Source organism: Kocuria coralli, from assembly GCF_008831305.1.
GTDB classification, from domain to species: domain Bacteria; phylum Actinomycetota; class Actinomycetes; order Actinomycetales; family Micrococcaceae; genus Kocuria; species Kocuria coralli.
The window spans coordinates 102,349-129,217 of record NZ_ML708616.1; the positions used below are offsets into that span (position 1 = coordinate 102,349).

The 26,869-nt window shown below is 69.6% G+C and carries 22 protein-coding genes; 8 read left to right on the forward strand and 14 right to left on the reverse strand.

Annotated elements, in window-relative coordinates; all coding sequences use genetic code 11:
* Positions 1-79: 79 nt before the first annotated feature.
* Positions 80-1,420 (forward strand): phenylacetate--CoA ligase family protein, encoded by a 1,341-nt coding sequence (locus FCK90_RS07590; protein ID WP_181954236.1) that lies wholly within the window; start codon positions 80-82, stop codon positions 1,418-1,420.
* A 122-nt stretch (positions 1,421-1,542) separates the two neighbouring features.
* The gene (locus FCK90_RS07595; RefSeq protein ID WP_158033698.1) at positions 1,543-2,148 is read left to right on the forward strand and encodes a TetR/AcrR family transcriptional regulator; all 606 of its coding nucleotides are present in this window, start codon (positions 1,543-1,545) and stop codon (positions 2,146-2,148) included.
* Between the two features lie 22 nt (positions 2,149-2,170).
* Here FCK90_RS07595 and paaZ read toward each other — a convergent pair whose 3' ends face one another.
* On the reverse strand, positions 2,171-4,297 hold the full coding sequence (paaZ, locus tag FCK90_RS07600) for a phenylacetic acid degradation bifunctional protein PaaZ (protein ID WP_181954237.1): 2,127 nt from the start codon (positions 4,295-4,297) through the stop codon (positions 2,171-2,173).
* A 133-nt stretch (positions 4,298-4,430) separates the two neighbouring features.
* Here paaZ and FCK90_RS07605 point away from each other — a divergent pair, with 133 nt between their 5' ends.
* Complete coding sequence (locus FCK90_RS07605) at positions 4,431-4,853, forward strand: PaaI family thioesterase (RefSeq protein ID WP_158033699.1); 423 nt, start codon at positions 4,431-4,433, stop codon at positions 4,851-4,853.
* A 20-nt stretch (positions 4,854-4,873) separates the two neighbouring features.
* Here FCK90_RS07605 and FCK90_RS07610 read toward each other — a convergent pair whose 3' ends face one another.
* On the reverse strand, positions 4,874-5,374 hold the full coding sequence (locus tag FCK90_RS07610) for an Lrp/AsnC family transcriptional regulator (protein ID WP_158033700.1): 501 nt from the start codon (positions 5,372-5,374) through the stop codon (positions 4,874-4,876).
* Between the two features lie 292 nt (positions 5,375-5,666).
* Here FCK90_RS07610 and FCK90_RS07615 point away from each other — a divergent pair, with 292 nt between their 5' ends.
* From FCK90_RS07615 to FCK90_RS07625, 3 genes are read left to right on the forward strand one after another with little or no spacing between them, the layout of a single operon-like run.
* The gene (locus FCK90_RS07615; protein ID WP_158033774.1) at positions 5,667-6,815 is read left to right on the forward strand and encodes a thiamine pyrophosphate-dependent enzyme; all 1,149 of its coding nucleotides are present in this window, start codon (positions 5,667-5,669) and stop codon (positions 6,813-6,815) included.
* Positions 6,812-7,882 (forward strand): alpha-ketoacid dehydrogenase subunit beta, encoded by a 1,071-nt coding sequence (locus tag FCK90_RS07620; RefSeq protein ID WP_158033701.1) that lies wholly within the window; start codon positions 6,812-6,814, stop codon positions 7,880-7,882. Before FCK90_RS07615 ends, FCK90_RS07620 begins: the two co-directional genes overlap by 4 nt.
* 1 nt (position 7,883) lies before the next feature.
* Positions 7,884-9,206 carry a dihydrolipoamide acetyltransferase family protein gene (locus tag FCK90_RS07625; protein WP_158033702.1) on the forward strand — a complete coding sequence of 441 codons (1,323 nt, stop codon included), beginning with the start codon at positions 7,884-7,886 and terminating at the stop codon, positions 9,204-9,206.
* Between the two features lie 102 nt (positions 9,207-9,308).
* Here FCK90_RS07625 and FCK90_RS07630 read toward each other — a convergent pair whose 3' ends face one another.
* The 10 genes from FCK90_RS07630 to FCK90_RS07675 form a co-directional block, all read right to left on the reverse strand.
* Positions 9,309-10,172, reverse strand: a complete 864-nt coding sequence (locus FCK90_RS07630; RefSeq protein ID WP_158033703.1) for a 3-hydroxyacyl-CoA dehydrogenase family protein — start codon at positions 10,170-10,172, stop codon at positions 9,309-9,311.
* On the reverse strand, positions 10,165-10,968 hold the full coding sequence (locus tag FCK90_RS07635; protein ID WP_158033704.1) for an enoyl-CoA hydratase/isomerase family protein: 804 nt from the start codon (positions 10,966-10,968) through the stop codon (positions 10,165-10,167). The genes FCK90_RS07630 and FCK90_RS07635 overlap by 8 nt, the downstream gene beginning before the upstream one ends.
* Before the next feature lie 4 nt (positions 10,969-10,972).
* Entirely contained in the window at positions 10,973-12,187 is a 1,215-nt protein-coding gene (locus FCK90_RS07640; protein ID WP_158033705.1) for a thiolase family protein, read from the reverse strand.
* A gap of 195 nt (positions 12,188-12,382) precedes the next feature.
* Positions 12,383-13,816 carry an MFS transporter gene (locus FCK90_RS07645; protein ID WP_158033706.1) on the reverse strand — a complete coding sequence of 478 codons (1,434 nt, stop codon included), beginning with the start codon at positions 13,814-13,816 and terminating at the stop codon, positions 12,383-12,385.
* A 242-nt stretch (positions 13,817-14,058) separates the two neighbouring features.
* On the reverse strand, positions 14,059-15,252 hold the full coding sequence (locus FCK90_RS07650; RefSeq protein WP_158033707.1) for a cobalamin-independent methionine synthase II family protein: 1,194 nt from the start codon (positions 15,250-15,252) through the stop codon (positions 14,059-14,061).
* Positions 15,253-15,327: 75 nt separating this feature from the next.
* Positions 15,328-16,536: a cobalamin-independent methionine synthase II family protein gene (locus tag FCK90_RS07655; RefSeq protein WP_158033708.1), complete on the reverse strand. Its 1,209-nt coding sequence runs from the start codon at positions 16,534-16,536 to the stop codon at positions 15,328-15,330.
* 211 nt (positions 16,537-16,747) lie between these two features.
* Complete coding sequence (locus FCK90_RS07660; protein WP_158033709.1) at positions 16,748-17,320, reverse strand: TetR family transcriptional regulator; 573 nt, start codon at positions 17,318-17,320, stop codon at positions 16,748-16,750.
* A 16-nt stretch (positions 17,321-17,336) separates the two neighbouring features.
* Complete coding sequence (locus FCK90_RS07665; RefSeq protein WP_181954238.1) at positions 17,337-18,869, reverse strand: gluconokinase; 1,533 nt, start codon at positions 18,867-18,869, stop codon at positions 17,337-17,339.
* A gap of 161 nt (positions 18,870-19,030) precedes the next feature.
* Complete coding sequence (locus FCK90_RS07670) at positions 19,031-19,795, reverse strand: hypothetical protein (RefSeq protein ID WP_158033711.1); 765 nt, start codon at positions 19,793-19,795, stop codon at positions 19,031-19,033.
* A 56-nt stretch (positions 19,796-19,851) separates the two neighbouring features.
* Positions 19,852-20,580, reverse strand: a complete 729-nt coding sequence (locus tag FCK90_RS07675) for a hypothetical protein (RefSeq protein WP_158033712.1) — start codon at positions 20,578-20,580, stop codon at positions 19,852-19,854.
* 271 nt (positions 20,581-20,851) lie between these two features.
* On the opposite strand from FCK90_RS07675, the gene ilvD reads away from it, so the two are divergent.
* Both ilvD and FCK90_RS07685 read left to right on the forward strand, forming a co-directional pair.
* Positions 20,852-22,690 (forward strand): dihydroxy-acid dehydratase, encoded by a 1,839-nt coding sequence (ilvD, locus tag FCK90_RS07680; RefSeq protein ID WP_158033713.1) that lies wholly within the window; start codon positions 20,852-20,854, stop codon positions 22,688-22,690.
* 214 nt (positions 22,691-22,904) lie between these two features.
* Positions 22,905-24,386, forward strand: coding sequence for an alanine/glycine:cation symporter family protein (locus FCK90_RS07685; RefSeq protein ID WP_246180077.1), 1,482 nt, complete (start codon positions 22,905-22,907; stop codon positions 24,384-24,386).
* 82 nt (positions 24,387-24,468) lie between these two features.
* Here FCK90_RS07685 and FCK90_RS07690 read toward each other — a convergent pair whose 3' ends face one another.
* Positions 24,469-25,971 carry an aminobutyraldehyde dehydrogenase gene (locus FCK90_RS07690; protein WP_158033715.1) on the reverse strand — a complete coding sequence of 501 codons (1,503 nt, stop codon included), beginning with the start codon at positions 25,969-25,971 and terminating at the stop codon, positions 24,469-24,471.
* Positions 25,968-26,864, reverse strand: coding sequence for a 4-hydroxy-tetrahydrodipicolinate synthase (dapA, locus tag FCK90_RS07695; RefSeq protein WP_158033716.1), 897 nt, complete (start codon positions 26,862-26,864; stop codon positions 25,968-25,970). Before dapA ends, FCK90_RS07690 begins: the two co-directional genes overlap by 4 nt.
* Positions 26,865-26,869 lie beyond the last annotated feature (5 nt).

The window sequence follows — 26,869 nt, forward strand, 5'->3', positions numbered from 1 at the left end:
CGACCCGGCTTACCGCCGGAAACGCCCACTGCCAGAGACACCCACGCCAGAGTTTCTTCAACGACGAGGACTGTGCACCATGACCACCTCAATCGCCAATCCCTATCTCCCCGCAGCTCCGGGTGTGGATCGCTCCGTACCGGACCCCGAGGAGCTGATGAGCCGGGATGAGATCGAGGCGCTGCAGTTCGAGCGGCTCCGCTGGAGCCTGCACTACGCCTACGAGAACGTGCCCGCCTACCGCGAGCTCTACGATCAGCACGGGGTGCACCCGTCCGACTTCAAGCGGCTGGAGGACCTCCGCCTCTTCCCGTACACGGACAAGGAGTTCCTGCGGAAGGCATACCCCTTCAAGGGGTTCGCGGTGGACTTCTCCGAGATCCGCCGGATCCACGCCTCGTCGGGGACGACCGGCCAGCCCACCGTGGTGGCCTACACCGAGAACGACCTCGCCACCTGGGCCACCCTGGTGGCGCGCTGCCTGCGGATCTCCGGCGTGCGGTCGGGGGAGCGGGTGCACAACGCCTATGGCTACGGGCTGTTCACCGGCGGGCTGGGGGCGCACTACGGCGCCGAGCGGCTCGGCTGCGCGGTGATCCCCATGTCCGGCGGGCAGACGGAGAAGCAGGTCCAGCTGATCACGGATTTCGAGCCCGCCGCGATCCTCTGCACCCCCACCTACCTGCTGACGATCGCCGACGGGTTCAGGGCCAGGGGGCTGGATCCCAGGAAGACCTCGCTCCGGCACGCCGTGCTCGGGGCCGAGCCGTGGACGGAGGAGATGCGGAGGGAGATCGAGCAGACCTTCGACATCACCGCCTCCGACATCTACGGACTCTCCGAGGTCATGGGGCCGGGGGTGGCCGGCGAGTCGGCCGAGACCAAGGACGGGCTGCACATCTGGGAGGACCATTTCCGGCCCGAGATCATCGACCCCATGACCGACGAGGTCCTGGAGATGGGCCGTCCCGGCGAGCTGGTCTTCACCGCGTTGACCAAGGAGGCCCTGCCCATCATCCGCTACCGGACCCACGACCTGACCCGTCTGCTGCCCGGCACCGCGAGGCCCGGGCACCGGCGGATGGGCAAGATCACCGGCCGCTCGGACGACATGATCATCCTGCGCGGGGTCAACCTGTTCCCGTCGCAGATCGAGGAGCTCGCTCTGCAGATCCCGTCCCTCTCCCCGCATTTCCAGCTGGTGCTCACCCGCCCGGATCGCATGGACCAGATGTCCGTGCGCATCGAGCGGCGCGAGGATGTGGCGCGGGAGGTCGCCGAGGAGGGCGCCAAGCGACTGCAGCATGAGATCAAGACCAAGATCGGGTCCTCGGCGGCCATTCTGATCGAGGAGCCGGGAGCACTGCAGCGGTCCTCCGGCAAGATCCGCCGGATCTTCGACGAGCGGCCCAAGGAATGACGCCGTCGGGCGCTGACGAGGCCCGTTATGAGTCCTGCTGTGTCCGGGAGCTGGGAAGCGGCGTGAGGGGCAGCGTAGGCTGCTGCTGATCCGCCCCAGCCAGCCGAGGTTCCTGAACGCCTATGACGACAACCCAGCCCGCAGCAGTCCGACGTGGCAGGCCCGGGTACGACCGTGAGCAGCTGCTCCAGGTATGCGTCGAGGTGTTCAACCAGCACGGGTACGACGCGACGTCGATGGGCAAGCTCGCAGAGCACCTGGGGATCACCAAGTCGGCGATCTACCATCACGTCAGCTCCAAGGAGGAGCTGCTCGAGCTCTCCCTGAACCGTGCCCTGGACTCCCTGGAGGCGGAGTACGACGCCGTGCACGCCCGCCCGCTGCCGGCCGTGGAGCGCCTCGAGCTGGTCCTCCGCGGTTCCGTGCGGGTGCTGGTCGAGCAGATGCCCTACGTGACCTTGCTGCTGCGGGTCCGGGGCAACTCCGAGGTGGAGATCACGGCGCTGCAGCGACGGCGGCGTTTCACCCGGCAGGTGGGCGAGCTCATCGCCCAGGCCCAGGACGACGGCGACATCCGCACCGACATCAGCGCCGTCGCGGCACCCCGGCTGCTGATGGGCATGGTCAACTCCATGGTCGACTGGTACCGGCCCACCGGGATCGGCGGGCCGGAAGAGGTGGCCGACACGGTGGCCAAGATCGCGCTGGACGGCCTCCGGGCCCCCTGAGCGGCCCGAGACCGGCTACCGGTCAGTCGGACTCCGCCGCGGGCAGCGGCCAGGTCTTGGCGACCAGGGTGAGGACGTCGTACTGGGCGACCAGCTCGTCGTCCTGGTTGTGCAGCACCGCGTCCCATCGGACCTCGCCGTAGTCGTCGGTGACGCGGGGCGTGATCTGCTTGGCGGTCAGGGTGACCCGGATGGCGTCGTCGTAGGTGACGGGGGTGATGAACCGCAGGTTCTCGAGCCCGTAGTTGGCCAGGACGGGACCCGGGGCCGGATCGACGAACAGGCCGGCAGCCCAGGAGACCAGGAGGTACCCGTGGGCGACCCTGCGGGGGAAGAACGGGTTGGCGGTGGCCGCCTCCTCATCCGTGTGGGCGTAGAAGGTGTCGCCCGTCTCCTGTGCGAAATCGGTGATGTCCTGCAGGCTCACGGTGCGCAGGTCTGAGCGGAACTGGTCGCCGATGCGCAGGGTCTCGAGCGACTTGCGGAACGGGTGCTCGGTCTCGCCCGAGTCGACGGTGGCGCGGGTGGCGATCCTGGCCGTCGCGCCCTGGTGCCAGATGCCGGTGATGCCGGTGAGCAGGTCCGGCGACCCTTGGATGGCGGTGCGCTGCATGTAGTGCTTGACGGCGCGCACGCCGCCCAGCTCCTCTCCGCCGCCGGCGCGGCCGGGCCCTCCGTGCACGAGGTGCGGCATGGGGGAGCCGTGGCCGGTGGAGGTCTTGGCGTCGTCGCGGTCCAGGAACAGGACGCGCCCGTGGTGGGCGCCGATCCCGGAGGCGAACGCGGCTGCGGTGCCCGGGTCATGGGTGCAGACGGTGGCCACCAGGGATCCCGAGCCCAGGGCGGCGAGCTCGATGGCCTCCTCGATCGTGCCGTAGCCGATCACGGAGGTGACGGGGCCGAAGGCTTCGACCGAGTGGACCTCGGGGGTGCGCGGGTCCTCGAAGGAGAGCACCGTGACGGGGTAGAAGGACCCGGTGGCGGGCCTCTGCCCCTCGGGGCCGCCGACGCGGACCGCGCCGCCCGCGGCGATCAGGCGCTCGACCGCACCGGCGACCTCGCCCAGCTGCTCGGCCGAGGCCAGCGCCCCGACCGTGGTGGACTTCTCCCTCGGGTCACCGAGGCAGGCGCCCTGCCCGACGCGCTCGGCCAGTGCGCCGACGACCGCCTCCAGGTGCTCCTGCGGGACGATGACGCGCCGGACGGCGGTGCACTTCTGGCCGGCCTTGGCGGTGATCTCCAGCACCACGGACGTGATGTAGGCGTCGAACTCCGGGGTGCCCGGGCCGGCGTCCGGGGCGAGGATCGCGGCGTTGAGGGAGTCCGTCTCCGCGGTGAAGCGCACCCCGTTCTCCAGGACGCCGGTGTGCTCCCGCAGGGTGCGGGCGGTCCCGGCGGAGCCGGTGAAGGCCACGTGGTCGCGGTAGTCCAGGTGGTCCAGCAGGTCGCGGGCGGAGCCGGAGATCAGCTGGATCGAGCCCGGCGGCAGGATGCCGGAGTCGACCATGAGGCGCACGCACGCTTCGGTCACGTAGCCCGTGGGGGTCGCGGGCTTGACGATGGAGGGCACGCCCGCGATGAACGACGGCGCGAACTTCTCCAGCATGCCCCACACGGGAAAGTTGAAGGCGTTGATCTGCACCGCGACGCCGGGAAGGCGGGTGTAGATGTGCTCTCCCAGGAAGGAGCCGTCCGCCGAGAGCGGCTCGATGTTGCCGTCGACGATCGTCTGGGCGTTGGGCAGCTCGCGCCGGCCCTTCGAGGAGAAGGTGAACAGCGTGCCGATGCCGCCGTCGATGTCGATGTAGTGATCCCGCTGGGTGGAGCCGGTCCGGAAGGAGAGGTCGTAGAGCTCCTTCTTGTGCTCCTGCAGGTGCAGGGCGAGCTGCTTGAGCTTCAGGGCGCGCTCATGGATGGTCAGCTCTCCCAGGGACTTCTGGCCGACGGCGCGGGCATGCGCGACGGCGCGACCCAGGTCGATGCCGTCGGTGCTGACCGTCGCGACCGGCTCGCCGGTGACCGCGTCCAGCACTTCGGTCGTTCGCACCGGCTCCTCCGGTATCCACCAGGCGTCTTCGACATAGCTGGGCAGAATGGCGCAGTGGCGGGCCTGCGCTGCGGTCGCGCTCTCGGAGACGGACTGGCTCACGGGGGCTCCTTCCGGCGGTGAGGATATCCTGACTGTTCGGTCAGTTATTCTGACTATAGCCTGTGATGGAGACCTAAGCCACAACCGGGCCGGGACGGTTCCCGCCGCCCGGCCCCGTCCGCCAGGAGAAGAGATGACCGACCTTCAAGACCAGCCCGGGCCGTGGGCCATCCGCCTCGGCGAACTGGACGAGCGGATGGGCGTCCAGGTGCTGGAGCAGTCCGCCGAACGCGTCGTGATCACCGCGCCGGTGGAGGGCAACCGCCAGTCCTTCGGGCTGCTGCACGGCGGGGCGATGGTCGCCCTCGCGGAGGCCGCCGGATCCTGGGCCGCGGTGATCCACGGCTCCACCATCGGCAAGGTGGCCGTGGGGCTGGAGATCAATGCGTCCCATCATCAGTCGCGGCGCTCCGGCCTGGTCACGGCCGTGGCCACGGCCATCCACCTGGGCGGCTCCACCACGACGCACGAGGTGGTGCTGACGCATGAGGACGGCACGCGCCTGTGCACGGCGCGCATCACCAATTTCCTGAAGACGGGCGAGATCCCGGGCTGAGGTCGCCCGGGTCCGGCGGGCTACCGGGCGAGCCTCTGCGGGTACGGGCGTTCCTCGAAGATCAGGTGCGTCTGGGTCTCCAGCACATAGGGCAGGGGCTGGATGCGCTCGAAGACGATGTCGCGCAGTTCCCGGGAGTCCCGGGCGCGGACCAGGACGACGACGTCGAACTGCCCGCCCACCAGCGCCACGTGCTCGACGGCGGGGACGGCGTCCAGAGCCTCCTCGAGTTCCCGCCATGAGTTCTGCCGCAGTTTCATGGTGACGTACGCCGAGGTGCCCAGGCCCGCCCGGACGGGGTCGACCAGGGCTGAGAACCCCTTCAGCACCCCGGTGGCGCGCAGCCGGGCCACGCGCTCGTACGCCTGTGCCCGGGAGATGTGGACCCCGGCGGCCAGCGCGGTGATGGACTGCCGCCCATCGCGGATCAGCTCGTCGAGGAGGTGCCGGTCGACGTCGTCGAGGGCCGGCGCGTGGTGACCGGCGGGATCGCCGGGGGACTCCGCTCGCGGTGGGGGCATGGGTTCTCCTGGGTCGGAACGCTGCTGGACACAACGTTGTGAGGCAGGTCACGCTTCGGCATTTCGTCCACCAATATAGCCAAGAAATCATGGTTAGTCCGATGATCGGCGGATTACTGGAGACGGATCTCATCCCTAGGTCACACTGCCTGGACGGAAAGCAATACATCCGGGCCGCCACCGCGGCCGCAGTCCAGGAGGAGCCGTGTCCGAGTCCATCGACATCCCGGCGGGACCGCCCATCCCCCCGGCGCAGGAAGACCTGACCCCCATCGAGCGGGTCAGCGCCCGCATGGGGATCAGCCCCGAGGACTACATGCTGCCCGCCGAGCGGGAGATCCGGATGCTCTCCCCTGACGGCACGCTCCTGCCCGCCGAGGAGCAGGGGACCGGCCCCGGCCACGAGTATCCCGTCCCGGGGGACGACCTGCTGCTCGAGGCCTACGAGCAGCTGATCGTCGGCCGCCGGGTCAATGACCAGAACACGGCGCTGGTGCGCCAGGGCCGTCTGGCCGTCTACCCGTCCAGCCATGGCCAGGAGGCCTGCCAGGTCGCCGCCGCCCTGTGCCTGGACGAGGGGGACTGGCTCTTCCCCACCTACCGGGACACCGTGGCGGTCATCGCCCGGGGCGTGGACCCGCTGGAGGTGATGGTCTCCTTCCGCGGGGACTGGCACTGCGGGTACGACCCCCTCGAGCATCGCGTCGGCGCCCAGGCCACGCCCCTGACCACCCAGCTGCTGCACGCCGTGGGCGCCGCTCATGCCGCGGTGCTGCGCGGGGAGGACACCGTGGTGCTGGCCATGTGCGGCGACGGCGCCACCTCCGAGGGCGACTTCCACGAGGCGCTGAACTTCGCCGCCGTCTTCCGCCTGCCCGTGGTGTTCCTGGTGCAGAACAACGGCTACGCCATCTCCGTCCCGCTGGCCCGGCAGTCGGCCGCCCCGACACTGGCCCACAAGGCGGTGGGCTACGGCATGGCGGGCGAGCGCGTGGACGGCAACGACCTCGTGGCGGTGCTGGCCGCGTTGCGGCGCGCCGTGCAGCTGGCCCGCTCCGAACGCACCCCGCTGCTGGTGGAGGCCCATACCTACCGGATGCAGGCCCATACCAACGCCGACGACGACACCCGCTACCGGGAGCGGGAGGAGGTCCGGCAGTGGGCGGAGAAGGACCCGGTGCTGCGGATGGAGGCCTACCTGCGCTCGCGCGGCGTGCTCGACGACGACGCCGCCACCCGGATCACCGGGAACGCCGAAGCGGTCGCCGCCGCCTTGCGGCAGGCCATGAACGCCGAGGCCGAACCGGACCCGCTCGAGATGTTCGACCACGTCTACACCGAGCCCACCGCGCAGCTGAGGCAGCAGCGCGACCGGCTCATGGAGGAACTGGCCGCCGAGTCCGCGGCCGACTCTCCCGACGCCCAGGAGGACGCGCGATGACCGCCGCCACGCAGGCCACGGACCGGAGGGGAGGCGCCGGGGCCGTATCGGCTGCCCGACAGCCCGCGCCCGTGGAACTCACCTTCGCCGGTGCCCTCAACGCGGCGCTGGCCCACTCCCTGGAGGACCACGAGGAGGTGGTGATCTTCGGCGAGGACGTGGGCACCCTGGGCGGGGTCTTCCGGGTCACCGACGGCCTGGCCGCGACCTACGGGAGGCAGCGGTGCTTCGACACGCCGCTGGCGGAGTCCGGCATCGTGGGCACGGCCGTGGGTATGGCGATCAACGGCATGCGTCCCGCGGTCGAGATGCAGTTCGACGCCTTCGCCTACCCCGCCTTCGAGCAGGTCGCCTCCCACCTGGCCAAGATGGGCAACCGGACCCGCGGCCGGGTGCGGCTCCCGGTGACCGTCCGCATCCCCTACGGGGGCGGCGTGGGCGGGGTGGAGCACCACTGCGACTCGTCGGAGGCCTACTACGCGCATACCCCCGGCCTGAAGGTCTACGTGCCCGCGACCGTGGAGGACGCCTACCTCATGCTCCGGGAAGCCATCGACTCGGACGATCCCGTGGTCTTCTTCGAGCCCAAGAAGCTCTACTGGTCCAAGGCCGATCTCGACGTCGGCCGGCTGCGCTCGCGCTACGACGGCGGCGAGCGCCGGGAAGGACGCGCCGCCGTCGTCCGCGCGGGCACCGATCTGACCCTGGTGACCTATGGCCCCTCGCTGCCCACCGCCCTGAAGGCGGCGCAGGCCGCGGAGGAGGAGGGCGTCAGCGTGGAGGTGGTGGACCTGCGCAGCATCGTGCCGCTGGACGACGTCACCGTCTGCGCCTCCGTGGAGCGCACCGGGCGCGCCCTGGTGGTGGCCGAGGCGCAGGGTTTCGCCTCCGTGGCCGCCGAGCTGGTGGCGCGGATCCAGGAACGCTGCTTCCATTCGCTGGCCTCGCCGGTGCTGCGCGTGACCGGGTTCGACATCCCGTACCCGGCGCCCAGATTGGAGCAGTACCACCTGCCGTCCGTGGACCGGATCCTGGACGCCATCGACGACATGCAGTGGGAGGACTGACATGCCCCGCACTTTCCTGCTTCCCGACCTGGGCGAAGGCCTGACCGAGGCCGATCTGGTGCGCTGGCTCGTGGCCGAGGGCGATGAGGTCGCCGTCGATCAGCCGGTCGTCGAGGTCGAGACCGCCAAGTCCCTGGTGGAGGTCCCCTGCCCGTGGGCGGGAGTGGTCGTGCAGTTGCACGGCCAGGCCGGCGAGACCCTCCAGACGGGCCAGCCCCTGATCTCCGTGGACACCGGCCAGGAGGGATCCGGCAACGTCCTGATCGGCTACGGAACGTCGCAGGAACAGGACACGGGGCGCCGTCGTCGTCGCCGGAGGACGGCCGATGCCGAGGCGGCTGCTCGGCAGGCCCACGAGAGGATGGCCGAGGCTCCGCGCCTGGCGCCCAAGGTGACCTCCCCGCTCGTGCGCAACCTCGCACGCGAGCACGGCGTGCACGTGGGGGAGCTGACCGGCTCCGGCCCCGGAGGGCTGATCATGCGCCGTGATGTCCTGGAGGCCATCGAGAGCTCCCCGGTCAGCACCGACTCCACATCCGCCACCGGATCTGCCGGCGACCCCCTGCCTATACCGGAGACCGGCACGAGCGAGTCCGTGGACCCCCGCACGGGCCTGCCCGTGGCCGGGCGGCAGCGGATCACGGGGATCCGCAAGGCGATCGCGGAGACGATGGTGCGCTCCCGCCGGGAGATCCCGGAGGCGACGGTCTGGATGGACGTGGACGTCACCGGGCTCATGGACCTGCGAGCGCGGCTCAAAGAGCGTCGGGGGCATGCGCCGGGGCTGATGGCGTTCATGGCCCGGTTCGCGCTCGCGGGACTGGTGGAGTTCCCCGAGCTGAACGTCCGCGTGGACCCGGCTCCCGAGGAACCGGATGGGCAGGAGATCGTCGGGTTCGGCGACGTCAACCTGGGATTCGCCGCGCAGACCGATCGGGGCCTCGTGGTCCCGGTCGTGCGCAATGCCCAGGGCAGGAGCGCGGAGGCGTTGCAGGAGCAGTTCCGCGATCTGGCCCAGACCGCCCGCGAGGGGAAGGCGACCGCGGCGCAGCTATCCGGTTCCACGTTCACCATCAACAACTACGGCGTGTTCGGCACGGACGGGGCGACGCCGATCATCAACCACCCCGAGGCGGCCATCCTGGGGATGGGGCGGGTGATCTCCAGGCCGTGGGTGGTCGACGAGCAGCTGGCCATCCGCAAGATCATGGTGCTGACCTTGGCCTTCGACCACCGGGTGTGCGACGGCGCCTCGGCCGGCGGCTTCCTCCGCTTCGTCGCCGACTGCGCGGAGGACCCGGAGAGTGCCGTGGCGATGCTCTGAGACCGGTATCCCATCGCCGAGTGGTGAGTTGAGCCGCCCATCAGCGCTGATGGGCGGCTCAACTCACCACTCGGTAGCCGGTGGCCGGCAGAAGGAAGGGTTTCAGTAGCTGTAGAAGCCCTTCCCCGACTTCCGGCCGAGCTCCCCGCGCGCGACCATGTCGCGCATCAGCTGGGGCGGCTCGAAACGTTCCCCCAGCTCGGCGGCCAGGTACTCGGCGATGCCCAGGCGGACGTCCAGGCCCACGATGTCGGTCAGCGCCAGCGGTCCCACGGGGAACTTGTACCCGAGCACCATGGCGTTGTCGATGTCCTCGGCCGTCGCCACGCCGTCCTCGACCATCCGGATGGCCTCCAGGGCGATGGCCACCCCGAGGCGCGAGGAGGCGAATCCCGGTGCGTCGTGGACCGTCACGGGTGTCTTCCCCAGGCCCCCGACCCAGGTCGGCGCCAGGGAGACCAGCTCCGGGGAGGTCCGTTCGCCCAGGACCACCTCCACCAGCTTGGACGCCGGGACGGGGTTGAAGAAGTGCAGGCCGCAGAACCGCTCGGGCCGCTGGAGCTCGGCGGCCAGCCCGTCGACCGATAGGGAGGAGGTGTTGGTGGCGATCCACGCCGACTCGTCCACGCTCGCCTCGATCTCGCGCAAGCTGGCGACCTTCAGGTCCCAGGCCTCGGGGACGGCCTCGACCACCAGGTCGCAGCCCGCGAAGTCCCCGTAGTCCACGGAGACGCGCAGCCGCTGCGCCCACTGATCCAGGTTCCCGTCGAGCTTGCCGCGCTCCAGGGACTTGGCCAGGTCCGCCTCGATCCGCTCCCTGGCCGCTTCGGCAGCCGCCGCGGAGACCTCGACGACGACGACGGCGGCCCCCGAGACCAGGAAGGCATGCGCGATGCCGCCGCCCATGCGGCCGCCGCCGAGCACGCCCACGCTGGCGGGGACGTTCCGTGCGTGTTCTTCAGTCATCCTTCGTGTCTCCCGTCTTCTGCCGGTCTGTCTTCTTCCGGTCCAGGAACGCCTGCATACGATCGAACTTGGCCTGGGACTCGAACAGGATGGCCTGGGCGAGCTCGTCCACGGCGGGGTGCGCCTCGCGCGGCATGTGGAACACCTTCTTGCTGATCTGCACGGCCAGGGGGTCCTGCCGTGCGATCCGGTCGGCCAGGGCGTGCGCGGCGTCCAGGAGACCGTCGGCCTCGTGGATCTCGCTGGTCAGGCCGGCGGCCAGGGCCTCCTCGGCCGTGAGGACCCGGCCGGCCAGCAGGATCTCCTTGGCGAGCGACTCGCCGGCCAGTTCCTTGAGGCGCCACAGCGCCCCTGCCGCGGCGATGATGCCCAGGCCGGTCTCCGGCTGGCCGATCTTGAGCTGCGGCGTGCCCAGCCGGAAGTCCGCGGCCCAGGCGAGCTCCGCCCCGCCGCCGAGGGCGTAGCCGTCCAGGGCCGCGATTACCGGCATGGGCAGCCTGGCGATCCGGTCGAACAGGCGGGAGTTGACCCCCCGCAGCGCGTCGGCCCGCCGTCGGTCGCGCAGCTGGCCGATGTCCGCGCCGGAGGCGAAGATCCCCTTGCCGTTCACGGTAGTGCCCGTGAGGATCAGCGTCCGCGGGTCGCGCTCCAGGTGGGTGCACACCGCGTGCAGTTCCTCGACCATGGCGGCGTCGATCGCGTTGCGCACCTCCGGCCGGTCCAGCTGGACATGGACGCGGTCCTCCGTCGAGCGGACGGTCAGCGCCGTGAACGTCGTCGAATCGGAAACGTTCATCGCGTCACGCCCTTTCCAGCAGGAGGGCGGCGCCCTGGCCCACGCCGATGCACATGGTGGCCAGGCCCCGTGTGGCGCCCTCGTCCTCCATGCGGTTGAGCAGGGTGATGGCGATCCTGGAGCCGGAGGATCCGAGGGGGTGGCCCAGGGCGATCGCCCCGCCCCAGCGGTTGACGATCTCCGGATCCAGGTCCAGCCGCCGGATGGAGGCCAGGGACTGGGAGGCGAAGGCCTCGTTGATCTCCACCGCGCCCAGGTCCCCGACCGTCCACCCCGCCCGGGACAGCGCCTTCCGGGAAGCCGGGACGGGACCGAGGCCCATGATCTCCGGCTCCAGTCCGGCGGAGGCGCCCAGCACCACCCGGGCGCGGGGCTGCAGGCCGTACTTCCTGACGGCCGCCTCCGAGGCCACGACGACCGCCGAGGCGCCGTCGTTCAGCGATGACGAGTTGCCCGCCGTGACCACCGACCCGCCGGAGACCACCGGGCGCAGCCTGGCCAGCACCCCGGAGGTGGAGCCTTCGCGCGGTCCCTCGTCCGTGTCGACGACGGACGGCCTGCCCTTCCGGTCGTGCACGGTGACGGGAACGATCTCGCCCGCGAATTTGCCCTGCCCTATCGCAGCCAGGGCGCGTTCATGGGACTGCGCGGCGAAGGCGTCGCAGTCCTCGCGGCTCACGCCGTCGATCCGGGCGACCTCCTCGGCCGTCTCCGGCATCGAGTATGTCGTCTTGCCGTCGCGGCTGAGCTCACCGGAGACGAAGGCGGGGTTGACGAAGCGCCAGCCGATCGAGGTGTCGAAGGACTCTCCCGGCTTGGCGAACGCGGTGGTCGGCTTGGCCTGGACCCACGGCGCCCGGGACATCGATTCCACTCCGCCTGCCACGACCACCTCCGCTGCGCCGGAGGCGATCATCTGCTGGGCCATGGTGATCGCGGACATGCCGGAGGCGCACAGGCGGTTGACCGTGATGCCGGGGACGGTCTGCGGGTATCCGTTGAGCAGCCAGGCCATGCGGGCCACGTTGCGGTTCTCCTCGCCCGCCCCGTTGGCGTTGCCCAGGATCACCTCGTCCACGACGGCGGGGTCGAGTCCCGTGTCCTCCACCGTCCGGCGGATGCACAGGGCGGCGAGATCGTCCGGGCGCACGCCGGAGAGCGCTCCTCCGTACCGGCCCACGGGTGTCCGGGCGCCTCCCACCAGGAATGCTTGGGGCATCTGGGTCACTGTTCTCCTCAGCTCGCGCGGGTCCTCGGTAATTACCGACCGATCGTTCACATAAACATGCCACGGCAGCCGGGACGGGTCAATGGGTATGGCGCGGGCCGGAACCGGCGGGCACCGTGAGGGGGCTGCCGCAGGTTCCGGCCCGTGGGCCGGACGGACCGGCCGGGGAGCGGATCAGTTCTGCTGTCACGAGGACGGTCCGCGGGCCGAGCCCTCGTCCAGGATCATCTGGGCCGCGGTCGGATTCTCCTCGATGAACTCGGGGTGCCCGGACAGGTACTCCTGGTGGGCCTCCTCCACGTGCAGGTCGCGTTCCTGATCGGAGCGGCGGACGAAGCTCACGGCGATGAAGGAGATCAGGCAGATGGCCACCATGTAGACCCCGACCATCCACCCCTGACCGGTCTGGCTGAGGATCAGCTCGGCGATCATGGGGGCGAAGGCGCCGCCGATGATCGAGCCGAAGGCGTAGCCGATCGAGACGCCGGAGTAGCGGACGCGGGCCGGGAACATCTCCGCGTACATCGCGGACTGCGGGCCGTAGGAGGGGCCGAGCCCGATGGTCAGCAGGAAGATCGCGGCCGCGAACAGGGGCAGGGATGCCGTGTCGAGCAACAGCCACATGGGGATCGACCAGACGATCAGGACGCCGTAGCCGATCTGGAAGGTCAGGCGGCGTCCGATGCGGTCCGAGATGTAGCCGCCGAACATGGTGAAGATCAGCCAGCCCAGGCCGCCGACCAGGGAGGCCACCAGGGTCTCGGAGCGTTCCATGCCCAGTGCCCTGACGCCGTAGGCGGAGAAGAAGGCGATCACCATGTAGCCCACGGCGTTGTTCCCGGCGAAGATGAAGGCGGCCAGGCTGACCTCCCGCTTGTTCTTCTTCATGAGCTGGCTCAGCGGTGCGGAGGACTCCGCCTTGCGCAGCTGCATCTCCTTGAACACCGGCGACTCGTCGACGGTCACGCGGATCAGGTAACCGACGACGATCAGCACCACGGAGGACAGGAACGGAACCCGCCAGCCCCAGGACTCGAACTGCTCGGGCGTCAGCGTCGAGGTCATCAGGAACATGAAACCGGTGGCCAGCAGCATGCCCAGGGGTACGCCGACCTGCGGATAGGCACCGAACAGGCCGCGCTTGTGCCGCGGCGCGTGCTCGACGGCCATCAGGGCGGCACCGCCCCATTCGCCGCCGGCGGAGAAGCCCTGAAGGATGCGCAGCAGGACCAGGATGATCGGGGCCCAGATGCCGATGGCCGCGTAGGTGGGCAGCAGGCCGATCAGGGTGGTGGCACCGCCCATGCCCACCAGGGTGAGGACCAGGACGACCTTGCGGCCGAACTTGTCCCCGATGTGCCCGGCCACGATCGCGCCGAGGGGCCTGAATAGGAAGCTGATGCCCAGCGAAGCCCAGGAGACCACCTGGGCCATGGCTGCATTCTCCTCGCCCAGCGGGTTGAAGAAGTGGGTGGCAAGGATGAAGCCCGCGGCCTGGGCGTAGATGAAGAAGTCGTACCACTCGATCGTGGTGCCGACGAGCGTGCCTGCGAGGACCTTCTTCTCCTCGCGCGTCATCTCATGGCCCCGTTTGGAGCCCGAGGTCGCCGTAGTGCTCATGGAAGTCTCCCGTGAGGTCGGGGACGGTGTCGCCCTGATTTACTTACCGATTGGTCGGCAATTACTGGAATCCTAGGCGTCCCTGTGAGCCCTGTCACTACCGCAGGACATATCAGATACGATTTTTTCGCAAGGATTCCCTGGGGCACGACGACGTTCCCCGCCTCCGCATGGAAATCGGGCTCGTCCCGCCGTGCGCGATGCGCAGGCGGGACGAGCCCGGGATCAGCGGGGGAGCGAGACTAGAAAAGGCGGTCGGAGGCGATCCTCGCGCCGGCCACCAGCGTCTCGAGCTTGGCCTGGGCGATCTGCGGATGGACCCGCCCGCCGAGCCCGCAGTCGGTCGAGGCGATGACGCGTTCGCGTCCGACGATGGAGGCGAACCTCTCGATCCGCTCGGCCACCAGCTCCGGGTGCTCCACCACGTTGGTCGCATGCGACACGATCCCCGGGATGATCACCTTGTCCTCGGGCAGGGCGAGGTCCTCCCAGACCTTCCACTCGTGCTCGTGACGCACGTTGGCCGCCTCGAAGGAGTAGGCCCCGGCGTTGATCTCGAGCATGAGCCCGGCGATGTGGCGGAACTCGATGTCTGTGGTGTGCGGTCCGTGCCAGGAGCCCCAGCACAGGTGGAAGCGGACCTGCTCGGGAGGGATCCCGCGCAGCGCCTCGTTGATGGCCTCCACGCGCTTGCGGGTGAAGGCCACATAGTCCTCGACTGTGGGCTCGGGGTTGATCTGGTCCCAGTTCTCCGCGATCGAGGGGTCGTCGATCTGCACGATCAGCCCCGCGTCCGTGATGGCCTTGTACTCCTCGCGCATGGCCTCGGTGCAGGCGGCCAGGACATCGTCCTCGTTGCCGTAGTGGTTGTCCTCGAGACGGGCGCAGGAGCCCGGGGAGAGCGCGGCGAGGTACCCCTCGGTGGCTCCGGCCTTCGCCATCGCCGCCTTCAGGTTGGCGATGTCGCGCGCCACGGCCTCCTGGCCGATGTACCTGATGGGCCCGTCGAACACCGGGAACGGGGCCGGCTTGCCCGTGAAGATTCCCGACGACGGATCCTGGTAGGCCTCGGAGAACCTGGTCCAGTCGCGGCGGTCGCCGAAGCTGGTGAGCTCCACCTTGCCAGGCCCGGAGCGGCGCACCGGCTGCTCGGCCAGGGTCCTGGTGCCGGGGGCCAGCCCGTCCAGGCGGGCGAAGATGTAGTGCCACCAGGCGCCGTAGTCGACGTCCTCGGCCATGGCGTGCCCGTATTCGCCGTCGTTGACGACGTCGATGCCGGTGCCGTGCTGGCGGGCGACCACGCCGTCGACGGCGTCGGAGAGCAGACGGTCGTAGTCCTCTCCGGCGACCCGGGCCCTGGCGGCGTCGATCAGGTCGCGGGTGCGGGGCAGGGAACCCGCATGGGTGGTCAGGATGTGGTTCTCGGAACGCTGCACGGAGGTCTCCTCAGGTGCGGGTCGGGGAATGAGCGGCGGAGGCCGGGACGCCGCCGGGGCGCCTCGGCCGCATGATCAGAACAGGCGATCGCTGGCCATCCGGGCGCCGGCGACCAGGGAGCCGAGCTTGGCCCGGGCGATCTGCGGATGCAGGCGCCCGCCGAGCCCGCAGTCGGTCGAGGCGATGACGCGCTCGCGGCCCACGGCGGAGGCGAAGTTTCCGATCCGGTCGGCCACCAGCTCGGGATGCTCGACCACGTTGGTCGAATGCGAGACCACGCCGGGGACGATCACCTTGTCCTCGGGCAGGCCGGCGTCCGCCCAGAGCCTCCATTCGTGGGCGTGGCGCACGTTGGCGGCCTCGAAGGAGTAGCCCCCGGCGTCGATCGACAGCAAGGGCCTGATCAGGTGCTTGAGCTCCAGGTCCGTGGTGTGCGGGCCGTGCCAGGACCCCCAGCACAGATGGAACCGCACTTGATCCTGCGGAAGGCCACGCAGGGCGTGGTTCAGGGCCTCGATCCGCAGCTGGATGAAGCCCAGGTAGTCCTCGACCGCGGGCTCGGGGTTGATCTGGTCCCAGGACTCGGCGATCGAGGGGTCGTCGATCTGCACGATCAGCCCCGCGTCGACGATGGCCTTGTACTCCTCGCGCATGGCGTCGGCGCAGGCGTAGACCAGCTCCTCGTCGGTCGCGTAGTACTCGTTGCTCACCCGGGCGCAGGATCCGGGGGAGAGCGCCGCCAGGAATCCCTCCGTGGCGCCGGTCCGTTCCATGGCGGCCTTGAGGTTCGTGATGTCGGCGGCCACGGCATCCTGTCCCGTGTAGGTCAGCGGCCCGGTGATCTTCGGCTGCTTGACGGCCTTGCGCGCGGTCAGGATCCCCGACGACGGGTCCTCATAGGCCTCCCGGAAGCGCTCCCGGTCCCGGCGGTCCGTGAACGTGGTCAGCACGATGTTGCCCGGCGAGGACCGGTGCTTCTCCGTGGTGGCCCAGCGGTCCTCGTCCGAGGGGGTCAGGCCGCCCAGGCGCGAGAACGAATAGTTCCACCAGGCGCCGTAGTCGACCGCCGAGGACATGGTGTGCCCGTATTCGCCGTCGTTGACGACGTCGATGCCGATCTCCCGCTGGGTGGCGACGATATCCGTCACGCCGCTGCGCATGGTCGCCGTCAGATCGTCCCAGGTGATCCGCCCCTCCTGGTAGGCCTCGTTGGCGGCCAGCAGCTCGGGGGTGCGGGGCAGCGAGCCCACGTGGGTGGTGCGGATACGGTCGGAATTCAGCATGGGGCTGTACGTCCTTTCCATCGGTCCTGGCGGGAGCACCATGGGGCGGGCGCGGCTGTTCAGCGGCCGTCCGGGGTTGCTGCGACGTCGACGAGCCAGATCTCTCGGTCGCTCTGGATGGTTGCGCTCCTCATCCTGGCACGCGCGGCCCTCTCCGCGCGAGACGAGGTCTGTGCCCCGCCGTGGCCGGCCGGAGGACGCCGGATGCGAGTCAGGCCGCCGGGCCGGCGGCGTGCCCCTCGGGAACCGCCGCGGCGAGCAGCGTCCGCAGGCCGTCCTGGAAATCCCGGTCGAAGCGCGCGTCCGAGCGGTCCGACCCCGGCTGACCGGGGTCGGCGGCCTCTGCCAGGGAGCGGGCGGTCTGCTGGGTCAGCACGGATCCCAGCGTCCAGCGGACCAGGTTCTCGGCCGTAGCGCCGGCATCCCCCCGGCCCAGGGACTCCAGCTGGTCCCGGAGCTCGGGTACGGGCGAGAGGCGGCTCGGCTGGTCGGCGTGCGCCACCGCCACGATCTCCGCCCCGTCGCGGATCGCCAGTAGCCGCCTCCGGAACTCTGCCAGGACGGCCTGCGGGGAGCCCGGCCACGGCGCGGCACCTTCCGCGGGATCCAGGACCCGCCGTGCCACGGCGATCAGGAGCTCCTGCTTGCTGCCCACGTGCCAGTACAGCGCACCGGCCTGCACGCCCAGCTCGGTGGCGACGCGCCGCATCGACAGGTCGCCCAGGCCGTAGTCGCCGGCCACGGTCAGGGCGGCTTCGACCACCTGGTCTCGGGTCAGCGGCATGGGCCTGCGTTCCCGGTCAGGACCCGATGAGCTTCGAGTAGCCGTCCTCGAAGCGCTCGGAGAGCCGGTCCCAGTGCTCGCGATGCTTCTCCCGCGGCTTGAAGGTGTGGTCGCGGGGTGCCTCCGCCGCAGAGATCTCCGGGGCCAGCACCTCGGCGGCCATGACGGCGGTACCGCGCAACGTGGAGCGCTTGAAGGTGGCCTGGATGGTCTCCCGGCCCAGATGGTCGGCCAGGAGCTGCTGGACGCCCGGTACGTTCTGCGACACGCCGCCGGTCGCCACCAGGCGGTCCACGTCCCCCGCGGCCTCCTTGAGCTGCTCGGCCACGCGTCCCAGGGACAGCACGATGCCCTCCATGACGGCCCGGGCCAGGTCCTCCGGGCCGGTGGACTCCGTGATCCCCAGGGCCATGGCCTTGGCGCCGCCCACCCAGCCGGTCGAACGCTCCCCGGTCAGGTACGGGAGGAAGACGGGGAGGTCCTTCCGGTAGGGCCGGTCGGCGATATCGGTGGAGTCCACGCCCTCGGGCAGGGCGAAGGTCCTGGCCGCCCAGTCCACGGCGCGTCCGACGTCGTTGATCGCCCCGCCCAGCAGACTGCGCTTGTCGTCGATGCGGTAGCACCACAGGCCGTAGGGGATCTCCTCCGGGGTCCGGTGGACGAGGACGCGCATGGCCCCCGAGGTGGACATGGACGTGACGATCGTGGATTCGTCACGGCCCCCCGCTCCCACGTTCTGGGCCAGACCGTCGGCGATGGGCGCGAACCAGTGAGCGTCACGCAGCGCCGGCCAGCGCTGGAGGACCCCGGAAGGGACCTCGAGGATCGGCTGCGTCGGGCGGGCGATCAGCGAGAGCTGGGAGCGGTCGATCCGGGCGAGCTCCAGCATCCGGTCCGACCAGTCGCCCGTACGCCGGTCCAGCAGCCCGGTCCAGGCGGCGACGGCCGTGCCGGCTCGTGCCTTGCCGAGCAGGCGGAAGTGGAAGTATTCGCCCAGGGAGAGCCACCGCTTGGTAGCGGCCATCTGCTCGGGCTCGTTCTCCCGCAGCCACCGGAAACGCGGGGCGAGATAGGAGGTGTGCAGGCGAGCGCCCGTCAGCTGCTGGAGCTCTCGCTCGTCCACCTCTTCGCGCAGCTGGGCCAGCTGGGGGGTGGAGCGGGAGTCCGCGTAGGTGTAGCAGGGGCTGGTGGCCCGGTGGTTGGCGTCCACGCCGACCAGCGAGGAGGCGAAGGTGTCGATGGCCACGCCCTTGACCCTGCCGACGAGCTCTTTGCGCGTGCCGATCACGGCGTCGATGATCGAGGCCAGTTCCTCGACCACCTGATCGGCATCGATGATGCTGGTGCCGTCCCCGGCGGAGGTGAAGCTGTGCGGCACCTTGTGCCGGTAGCCCCGGATGGGAACGCCCTGCGCGTCGTGCAGGCTTCCCCTGCTGGCGGTGGAGCCGACGTCCAGGGCCAGGATCAGCGGGTCGACGGCTTTGGCCAGCGATACCGAGAATTCGTTGGTGTCGTCGGCCTTCGGCAGGTGGTGAGCGGACTTGGCCACTGAATCGGTCCTTAAGCGTCGGCGATCAAGGGCGGCGATGAAGGGCCGGGCCGACGCGAGTGGTCGGCCCGGCCCCCGATCGTGGGATCCATGCTATCCCTCGGGTTCGGCGACTCGCGTCCTGCGCGTGGCCGCCGAGGGGGCGTGGGTCCTCGTCCCGGTCAGCCTATACCTGCGGCACGGCGACGGCGGGAGGCGGTCACGCGATTGATGATGATCAGCACGATGCCGACCACGAAGATCAGCCCGCCGACCAGGAGACCTCCGACGATCCCCATGGCCCCGGCCATGATGCCGCCGAGGTTGGCCTCGATCACGTAGGTGTCGGTGCTCATCAGACCCGAGCAGTAGACGTTGTAGTCGCCCGCCTCCCCGGAGGTGAAGGTGGCCACCAGGTTCATGTCCGTGTCGCCCGTCTGCGCCGAGGCCGAGGTGCTCGGGTTCACGTTGACGTCCACCGTGCCGGCGTCCGGTCCGGAGACGGTGCACGAGCTGACGGTGGTCGAACCGTCCCCGGAGACGATCCAGTAGTCCTGATCCGCTTCCAGGGTGTGGGTGCTGCCCGGCTGCGCCTCGGCGTACTCGGAGACCGTGCCCCCGAGGGAGACCAGGGAGATGATCAGCGCGAGGATGCCGATCACGGGACCGGCGATGGTGACGACGATGCCCAGCCACAAAGGCGGGGTGCCCTTGACCTTCTGCCCGCTCTGCCCGGGGTTCTGCTGCGGGTAGCCGCCCTGGCCTGCGGCTGGCTGGTACTGCGGGGTGCTGGAGTAGGACTGCTGTCCGGCGGGCGGGTACTGTCCCGCCGCCGGCTGCTGGCCGTACTGCGGTGCATCGGAGGCCGCGCCTCCGAACTGAGGCGCGGAGTGCTGCCCCTCGCCAGGGTTCTGCGGGTCCGGCTGCTCGTTGTCGGAGGTGCTCATGACGGGCCTTTCGGTGGGGGTTGATCGGTGGGGTCGTCGAGTATGCGGGCGGGGGGCTAGCGCTGGGGCCAGTACGACTGCCGTCGTCTGGAGGCGGTGACGCGGTTGACGATGATCAGCACGATGCCGATGACGCAAGTGATGCCGCCGATGAGCAGGGACCCGATGACCCCGAGGCCGAGGGTGAGGTAGCCGTTGCCCTCGATGGCCACGAGATCGGAGGAGCCCGGGCAGGTGGTGCGATACGTGCCGCTGCTCGTGGTGGTGAACTCGCCGACCTCCACGTAGGACTCGCCGTCGCGGCTCAGTTCGGTGGGGCTGGACGTTCCCGTCAGCGTGATCGCCTCGAAGTCGGGGCCGTAGATGCTGCACCCGGCCGCCGAGATCGCGTCGCCGCTCGGGGCGTAGAGGGTGTGGGTGACATCGGCCGAGAGCTCGTGCACGCTGCCCGGCTGGGCCTCCCTCATCTCGCGGTCCAGTTGCTGGACTCCGAAGACGAAGGACAGCACGATCCCGATGACGCCCAGTACCGGTCCCAGGCAGGTGACCAGGATGCCGACCCATAGCGGCGGGGATCCCTTGGCGCGGGCCGGGGGCGGCGAGTAGGGGTCCTGGTAGGGCTGGTTGTACTGTCCGGAGCCGTGTGCGGGATAGTGCGCGGAGCCGTTGGGCCCGGCCTGGTAGGGCGGGGCCCCCTGATATTGCGGTGGTTGGTACACCGGCCGCTCGTACTTCGGGGCGCCCGTGTACGACGGCCCTTGGTCCCGAGAGTGCTGGTTGGTCACGGTGAAGCCTTTCGGAGGGAAGTTCCCATTAGCAAATATCTACCGCAAGATTAGCCCGAAGCCGACGTTCGTGCCAATCTTGCGGTAGGCGTTCGGGCCTAGAAGCGTGAACATGACGGAACAACGCGGCCGTCGCCGTCGTTGTGCGGGTCGTCGAGATGAGTCGACGACCCTGGCGCGGGAACCGCGTCCCGGATGGGCGGGCTTCAGGTCCGCCCGGAACCGCGCGGCCCGACGCCGAATGCCAGTGAGATCTGTTTGAGGAGTCATCGTGCCGCAGCTTCGTTCTGCCACATCCACCACCGGCCGCAACATGGCCGGCGCCCGCGCCCTGTGGCGGGCCACCGGTATGGGTAGCGAGGATTTCGGCAAGCCGATCATCGCGATCGCCAACTCCTTCACCCAGTTCGTCCCCGGCCACGTCCACCTCAAGGACATGGGCCAGCTGGTGGCCTCGGCGGTCAAGGAGGCCGGCGGCGTGGCCAAGGAGTTCAATACCATCGCCGTCGACGACGGCATCGCCATGGGCCATGACGGCATGCTCTACTCGCTGCCCAGCCGCGACATCATCGCCGATTCCGTCGAGTACATGGTCAACGCGCACTGCGCCGACGCCCTGGTCTGCATCTCCAACTGCGACAAGATCACCCCGGGCATGCTCATGGCCGCGATGCGCCTGAACATCCCCACGATCTTCGTCTCCGGCGGCCCCATGGAGTCCGGCGAGGGCATCGAGGGCGTGGTGGAGCACCGCGTCGATCTGGTCGACGCCATGGTCATGGCGGTGGACGAGTCCGTCTCGGACGCGCAGCTGGCCCTGATCGAGGAGAGCGCCTGCCCCACCTGCGGATCCTGCTCCGGGATGTTCACCGCCAACTCGATGAACTGCCTGACCGAGGCGCTCGGGCTCTCCCTGCCGGGCAACGGCACCACCCTCGCCACGCACCTCAACCGCAAGCGCCTGTTCGAGGAGGCCGGACGGCGGATCGTGCAGTCGGCGAAGCGGTACTACGAGGACGACGACGACTCGGTGCTGCCCCGCTCGATCGCCACCAAGAGCGCGTTCAGCAACGCCATGGCCCTGGACGTCGCGATGGGCGGCTCCACCAACACCGTGCTGCACATCCTCGCCGCCGCCCAGGAGGCCGGCGTGGACTTCACCATGTCCGACATCGATGCCCTGTCCCGCAAGGTCCCCTGTCTGGCCAAGGTGGCGCCGAACTCGACGAAGTACCACATCGAGCACGTGCACCGCGCCGGCGGCATCCCCGCCATCCTGGGAGAGCTGCGCCGCGGCGGGCTGCTGGACGAGACGGTGCACACCGTGCACTCCGAGACCATCGGCGAGTGGCTGGACACCTGGGACATCCGTTCCGGCACGGCCACCGACGACGCTAAGGCCCACTTCCTGGCCGCCCCGGGAGGCGTGCGCACCACGCAGGCCTTCTCCCAGGCCAACATGTACGAGTCCCACGACCTCGACGCCGCCGAGGGGTGCATCCGCGACCTCGAGCACGCCTACACCGTCGAGGGGGGCCTCTGCGTGCTGTTCGGCAATATCGCCGAGGACGGCGCGATCATCAAGACCGCCGGCATCGACCCGGAGCTCTTCCACTTCGAGGGCAAGGCGTTCGTGGTCGAGTCCCAGGACGAGGCGGTGTTCGAGATCCTGTCCAAGAACGTGCAGGAGGGCGACATCGTCGTCATCCGCTACGAAGGGCCCAAGGGCGGGCCGGGGATGCAGGAGATGCTCTACCCGACCTCCTACCTCAAGGGCCTGGGGCTCGGGAAGAAGTGCGCGCTGATCACGGACGGCCGTTTCTCGGGCGGCACCTCGGGGCTGTCCATCGGCCACATGTCCCCGGAGGCCGCCGGCGGCGGCGCCATCGCCCTGATCGAGACCGGCGACCCGATCGTGATCGACGTCGAGAACCGCGTGCTGCGCGTCGACGTCGACGATGCCGAGCTCGCCCGTCGCCGCGAGGCCATGGGGCCGCTCCCGTGGAAGCCCGCCAAGCCCCGCGAGCGCAAGGTCTCGCAGGCGCTGAAGGCCTACGCCTCCATGGTGACCTCCGCCGACAAGGGAGCGGTGCGCGTCGTCCCCGAGTGAGTCCGACGACTCCCCCTGCCGAGTAGTGAGTTGAGCCGCCCGTCGCCTCCGACGGGCGGCTCAACTCACTACTCGGCAGGAAATGGGGCCGCACCATGTAACACAGGCCCGAAACGCCGCTGCTGTACAGTTCCCCGGGTCGAGCGCCAGCATCTCAGCGCCGTATGGCGGTATGGTCTCGGCAGTCTGTCTCCCTCTCACCATCGGAGGAACCGTGGAACAGCTCATAGAACTTGTCGGCACCGTGGACACCTGGGTCTGGTACGTCGTCTTCGTGATCCTGATCGGTGCGGGGGTCTACCTCACCGTCCGGACCCGCGCTGTGCAATGGCGGTCCATCCCGGAGATGATCCGGGTGCTGGGCGACCCTCCGGGAGAGGACAAGGACGGCAAGAAGGGCATCTCGTCCTTCCGGGCCTTCACCGTCTCGGCCGCGGCTCGCGTGGGAACGGGCAATATCGCGGGCGTAGCGCTGGCGATCAGCCTGGGCGGACCCGGGGCGGTGTTCTGGATGTGGGCGATCGCCGCGGTCGGCGGCGCCAGCGCCTTCACCGAATCCCTGCTGGGCCAGCTCTACAAGCGGACCGGGCGCCATGGCTACTACGGCGGTCCCGCCTATTACATGACCCACGGCCTGAACGCCAAGTGGATGGGCGCGCTCTTCGCCGTCATCATCACCGTGACCTACGCGTTCGTATTCAACTCCGTGCAGTCCAACGCGATCGTCGATTCCCTCGCGGGCTCGTTCAGCATCGACCTGACCTCCTCCGACAGCATGATGTTCCGCGTGATCGTGGGCCTCCTGATCGTGGTCCTCACGGCTCTGATCATCTTCGGGGGCGTCCGCCGCATCTCCGCGATCACCCAGGCCGTCGTCCCGATCATGGCCATCGCCTACGTGGTGCTGGGGCTGCTCGTGGTGGTCCTGAACATCACCGAGGTCCCGAACATGGTCGCGGACATCGTCCTGGGAGCCTTCGGCATCCGCGAGTTCGCGGTGGGCGGCTTGTTCGGCGTATTCATGCTCGGCATGCAGCGCGGCCTGTTCTCCAACGAGGCGGGCATGGGCTCGGCCCCCAACGCCGGCGCCACCGCCTCCATCTCCCACCCCGCCAAGCAGGGGTACGTGCAGTCCCTGGGCGTCTACTTCGACACCTGGCTGATCTGCTCCATGACGGCGTTCATCGTCCTGCTCTCCAATCCGGAGTTCGGCGACAGCGCCCAGGGCGCGGGGCTGACCCAGTCGGCGCTGGCGGCTCAGCTGGGCGATTGGGCGATTCACTTCCTGACGGTGGCGATCTTCCTCTTCGCGTTCTCCTCGGTGCTCGGCAACTACTTCTACGGCGAGGCCAACATCATGTTCCTCACCGGCTCCCGGAAGGCCATGATCGTCTTCCGCGTGCTCGTCCTGGCCTTCGTGATGCTGGGCGCCGTGGCAGCCCTGGAGCTCGTCTGGGCGATGGCCAACGTGTCCATGGCCTTCATGGTGACGATCAACCTGATCGCCATCGTCCTGCTCGCCCCGGTCGCGATCAAGGTGCTCAAGAACTACGAGGCCCAGCGCCGGCGTGGCGAGGAACCCGTCTTCCGGGGCTCGGACCTCCCCGAGATCACGGGTCTCGACGCCTGGGACGGCACCGACCTGGTGACCACCAGCATGTTCTGGACCCAGCAGCTCAAGAAGGTCAAGCGCTGATCTGGTAACCGCATCTGCAACGACGGCGGTCCGGGCCTCTCGGAGGCCCGGACCGCCGTCGTCCGTTCGGGAGCTGAGCCGTTCAGCGCGAGTGGTTGATCTGCACGTGCTTCGTACGGGAGAAGTCGTTCAGGGCGTAGACGGACAGGTCGCGGCCGTAGCCGGAACCCTTGAACCCGCCCCAGGGGACCTCGTTGGCCAGCACGAGGTGGCAGTTCACCCAGACGGTGCCGGCGTCGATCTTCCGGGGCAGGTCCAGCGACCGCGCGGCGTCCCGGGTCCACACGGAGGCGGACAGGCCGTACGGCACCTCGTTGGCGCGCCTGACGGCCTCCTCCTCGGTGGAGAACGTCTCCACCGTCACCACCGGGCCGAAGATCTCCTCCTGCGAGGCCTCCGAGCCCGGGGCGACGTCGGTCAGCACCGTCGGCGCCACGTAGAAACCGGGGCCCGGCAGGCGCCCGCCGCCGATCGCCGCCGTCGCCCCGTCCTCGAGGGCGCGGTCCAGGAATCCGGTGACGCGGTCGAAATGGGCCTCGGAGACCAGCGGCCCGATCTCGATGTCGTCTCCGGCAGCCGGGTCGCCCACGGTCAGGGTGGACACCTGCTCGACCAGCAGGCGCGCGAACTCGTCGGCGACGGACTCGTGGACCAGCACGCGGGTGCCGGCGCCGCATTCCTGGCCCGAGTTCCAGTACCCGGCGGCGCGGAGAGCCTCGGCGGCCTTCCCGAGGTCGGCGTCGTCGAAGATCACCACCGGGGCCTTGCCGCCCAGCTCCAGGTGGACCCGCTTGAGGCTCTCACCGGCGCTGGTGGCCACCTTCTGACCGCTGCCGACACTGCCCGTGAGCGCCACCAGGGCGATGCCGGGGTGCTCCGCGAGGCGGGCGCCCACTTCACGGCCCAGGCCCGTGACCACGTTGAAGACACCGGGCGGCAGCACGTCGGCGACGATCTCCGCGAGCTTCAGCATGGTGAGCGGGGTCTGCTCCGACGGCTTGAGGACCACGGTGTTGCCGGCCGCCAGGATCGGGGCCAGCTTCCAGGCGCCCATCAGCAGCGGGTAGTTCCAGGGCACGATCGCCCCGACCACCCCGACGGGCTCGCGCAGGATGATGGAGGTGTGCTCCCTCACGTACTCCGCGGAGCCCATCTCGGTGAAGGCCCGGCAGGCCCCGGCCGAGAACCGGAAGATGTCGACGGTGCCGGCGACGTCGTCGTCGGCCACCTCGCGCGGCTTCCCGGCGTTGGCCGCCTCCAGCCGGGCCAGGACGTCGGCGTGCTGCTCGACCCGGGCGGCGACCTCGAACAGGAGGTCGGCGCGTTCCTTGGGGGTCAGCTCGCGCCAGGCCTCCGCGGCCTCCGCCGCGGCCTCGACGGCCACATCGACGTCGGCGGCCGTCCCCATGGGGATCTGCGCGATGCTCTCACCCGTGGCCGGGTTGACCAGCGTGGTGTGCTCGCCCGGTTCCCCCGCCTGGAAGGACCCGTTGATGAAGTGCTGCGCGGGCGGCAGATCGCCGTCCTTCAGCAGTCCTTCCCCGGAGGCTCGCCGGATCTCGAAGTCCGTGGTTTCCTTGCTCATGCCTGCTCACCTTCCTTGAGGGCCTTCAGGGCCCGTTCGATACGTGCTTCGGCTTCTGGGGAGACGTCGCTCATCGGCTGCCGCGGCACGCCCGCAGGGACGCCCTGCAGGCGCAGCCCCGCCTTGACGGCCGCGATGAACGGCTCGGAGATCATCGCGTCGATGACCGGGTAGAGGCGCTTCCAGTCCTCCAGGGCGTCCTGGAGGCGGTTCTCGGAGATGGCCTGATACACGGAGACGATCTCCGCGGGCACCACGTTCGCGGCGCCGGCCATCACCCCGGCCGCACCTTCGGCCAGCGCGCTGTAGATGTAGCTGTCCCACCCGATGAAGGTGCCGATGACGTCGCTGTTGTGGTGGATCAGCTGCAGACCCTGCTCCCAGTCGGCGCTGGAGTCCTTGATGTAGCGGATGTTCTCGAATTCCTCGGCCACGGACCTGACGGTGGCCGGGTCCAGGTTCACGCCCGTGGCGCCGGGGATGTTGTACAGCATCACGGGCAGCTCCACCGCGGAGGCCACTTCCTTGATGTAGGCGACGGTCTCCGTGAGCGTGAGGGGCTCGTAGAACGGCGTGACCACCATCAGCACGTCGGCGCCGGATTCCTGGGCGGCCCGGGAATGCCGGATGGCCTCGCGCGTCGTCGTCGCGCCCGTCTGCGCGATGACGGGGACCCGCCCTGCCGCGTGCTCGGCGACGGCGTCCACGAGGCGGCGGCGTTCGTCGTTGTCGAGGGAGGCGAACTCTCCCGTGGAGCCGCCCGCCACGACACCGTTGACGCCGTGGTCGACCGAGCGGTCGACCACGGTCCGCAGGAGAGGCAGGTCGATCGCCTCGTCGGCGTCGAACGGTGTGGACAGCGCGGTGAGCACGCCGTGGATTTCTGGGGCCATGATCG

Coding starts and splice junctions, on each gene's coding strand:
- FCK90_RS07590 (WP_181954236.1), top strand. CDS start 80: ATGACCACCTCAATCGCCAATCCCTATCTCCCCGCAGCTCCGGGTGTG.
- FCK90_RS07595 (WP_158033698.1), top strand. CDS start 1,543: ATGACGACAACCCAGCCCGCAGCAGTCCGACGTGGCAGGCCCGGGTAC.
- FCK90_RS07605 (WP_158033699.1), top strand. CDS start 4,431: ATGACCGACCTTCAAGACCAGCCCGGGCCGTGGGCCATCCGCCTCGGC.
- FCK90_RS07610 (WP_158033700.1), bottom strand. CDS start 5,374: ATGCCCCCACCGCGAGCGGAGTCCCCCGGCGATCCCGCCGGTCACCAC.
- FCK90_RS07615 (WP_158033774.1), top strand. CDS start 5,667: ATGGGGATCAGCCCCGAGGACTACATGCTGCCCGCCGAGCGGGAGATC.
- FCK90_RS07620 (WP_158033701.1), top strand. CDS start 6,812: ATGACCGCCGCCACGCAGGCCACGGACCGGAGGGGAGGCGCCGGGGCC.
- FCK90_RS07625 (WP_158033702.1), top strand. CDS start 7,884: ATGCCCCGCACTTTCCTGCTTCCCGACCTGGGCGAAGGCCTGACCGAG.
- FCK90_RS07630 (WP_158033703.1), bottom strand. CDS start 10,172: ATGACTGAAGAACACGCACGGAACGTCCCCGCCAGCGTGGGCGTGCTC.
- FCK90_RS07635 (WP_158033704.1), bottom strand. CDS start 10,968: ATGAACGTTTCCGATTCGACGACGTTCACGGCGCTGACCGTCCGCTCG.
- FCK90_RS07640 (WP_158033705.1), bottom strand. CDS start 12,187: ATGCCCCAAGCATTCCTGGTGGGAGGCGCCCGGACACCCGTGGGCCGG.
- FCK90_RS07645 (WP_158033706.1), bottom strand. CDS start 13,816: ATGAGCACTACGGCGACCTCGGGCTCCAAACGGGGCCATGAGATGACG.
- FCK90_RS07655 (WP_158033708.1), bottom strand. CDS start 16,536: ATGCTGAATTCCGACCGTATCCGCACCACCCACGTGGGCTCGCTGCCC.
- FCK90_RS07660 (WP_158033709.1), bottom strand. CDS start 17,320: ATGCCGCTGACCCGAGACCAGGTGGTCGAAGCCGCCCTGACCGTGGCC.
- FCK90_RS07670 (WP_158033711.1), bottom strand. CDS start 19,795: ATGAGCACCTCCGACAACGAGCAGCCGGACCCGCAGAACCCTGGCGAG.
- FCK90_RS07690 (WP_158033715.1), bottom strand. CDS start 25,971: ATGAGCAAGGAAACCACGGACTTCGAGATCCGGCGAGCCTCCGGGGAA.
- dapA (WP_158033716.1), bottom strand. CDS start 26,864: ATGGCCCCAGAAATCCACGGCGTGCTCACCGCGCTGTCCACACCGTTC.